2 pseudogenes are annotated in these 1,226 nt (G+C 57.7%); both read right to left on the bottom strand.

Annotation, left to right across the window (positions count from 1 at the left end):
* Positions 1-821, bottom strand: a pseudogene (locus RBA40_RS33235) (hypothetical protein); the annotation flags it as partial.
* Positions 818-1,226 (bottom strand): annotated as a pseudogene (locus RBA40_RS33230) (hypothetical protein); the annotation flags it as partial. The pseudogenes RBA40_RS33230 and RBA40_RS33235, both read right to left, overlap by 4 nt.

Below are 1,226 nucleotides of genomic sequence, written 5' to 3'. Positions count from 1 at the left end.
GTGCCGGTACCGCCGGATTGCACCGGGTTCAGCGTGATGCTGGTTACCTGGCCCGCTTGATTGTAACCATAGTTAACGCGGTTCCCGCTCGGGTACGTCACGCTCGTCAGCCGACCGGCCCCATCGTAATCATAGGCAAGAGTGTGGGTTGTGTTGTATCCCCCTCCGATCGTGTTCTGGGTTTTGGTCGCTAGGCGCGCGAATTCATCGTAGGTGTACCTTGTGCTACCCGACTCATCCGTCATCCGCGTTATTTTGCCGGCCGCAGTCGGTGTCTGAATGGCGTCGCCGTCGTATTCAAACGTCGTGCTGACGGAGCCCGTATAGTCGATTCGGGTCGGACGGTTGAGTGCGTCATAAAAATAGGTAGTCGTTTTACCGCGAGCGTCCATGCTCGTCTTCAGGTTGCCGGCGACATCGTAGGTCGATTTTGTGAGACCCGTATCAGGACTTCCCAACTCGCTGCGATTTCCCAGTCCGTCAACGGCGTAACGCGTCACCAGGTTGCGCGGATCGGTCACCGTTGCCACCTGGTCGATACCGTCGTAACCGTACTTGATGATCGGGCGTGCGCCGTTGGTCAGCGGCTGTTCCACCTGCTTTACACGGTCGAGTGGATCGTAGGTGAAGTTCGTTACCCGTCCCAGCGGATCGGTCACCTCCTTGAGGTTGCCGACCAGGTCGTACTTGTAACTGGTGGCCGCTTCCGGCACCGACTGCGCCGATGCGAGGGTGCCGGTATAGGCACCCAGCAGCGGGGTATACGTCATGACAACAATCAGTGCGCCGGACGTCAAACGGCTGAGAATACGGCGGGTCATCGTGCAGCTCCGGTTTGGCTCGTCAGACGGCCAGTTTTGTCAAAGGTGCGGGTAATCTGGCGTACAAGGTTGCCTTTGTGGTCGCGCACTTCTTCCTTGATCCTGTTGCCAGTGAGGTCGAGCGTATAAATGATGCTTTCGATGCTCTCGTCACGACCGCTGACGACGGAGGTCAGCCGCTGGGCTGCATCGTAGGTATACCTCGTCACGCTATTGTCGGGGAACGTGACCATCTCGATCTGACCTGAAGGCTTGTAGACGTATATGGTCTTCTGCGAAGGCTTATTTACGTCTATGCCGCTTGATACGATTTTCGACTTGACCCATCCGCGCTCGGTGTAGTCCAGCGTTGTCGTGACGCCATCAGGCGCGCGAATCGTGTGAACCCGGCCGTGGGCATCGTAG

It is taken from the genome of Massilia pseudoviolaceinigra, from assembly GCF_030846505.1.
In the GTDB taxonomy this organism is placed as follows: Bacteria; Pseudomonadota; Gammaproteobacteria; order Burkholderiales; family Burkholderiaceae_D; genus Telluria_A; species Telluria_A violaceinigra.
The sequence above is the reverse complement of the archived record's forward strand: the minus strand, read 5'-3'. Positions and strand labels throughout refer to the sequence as shown.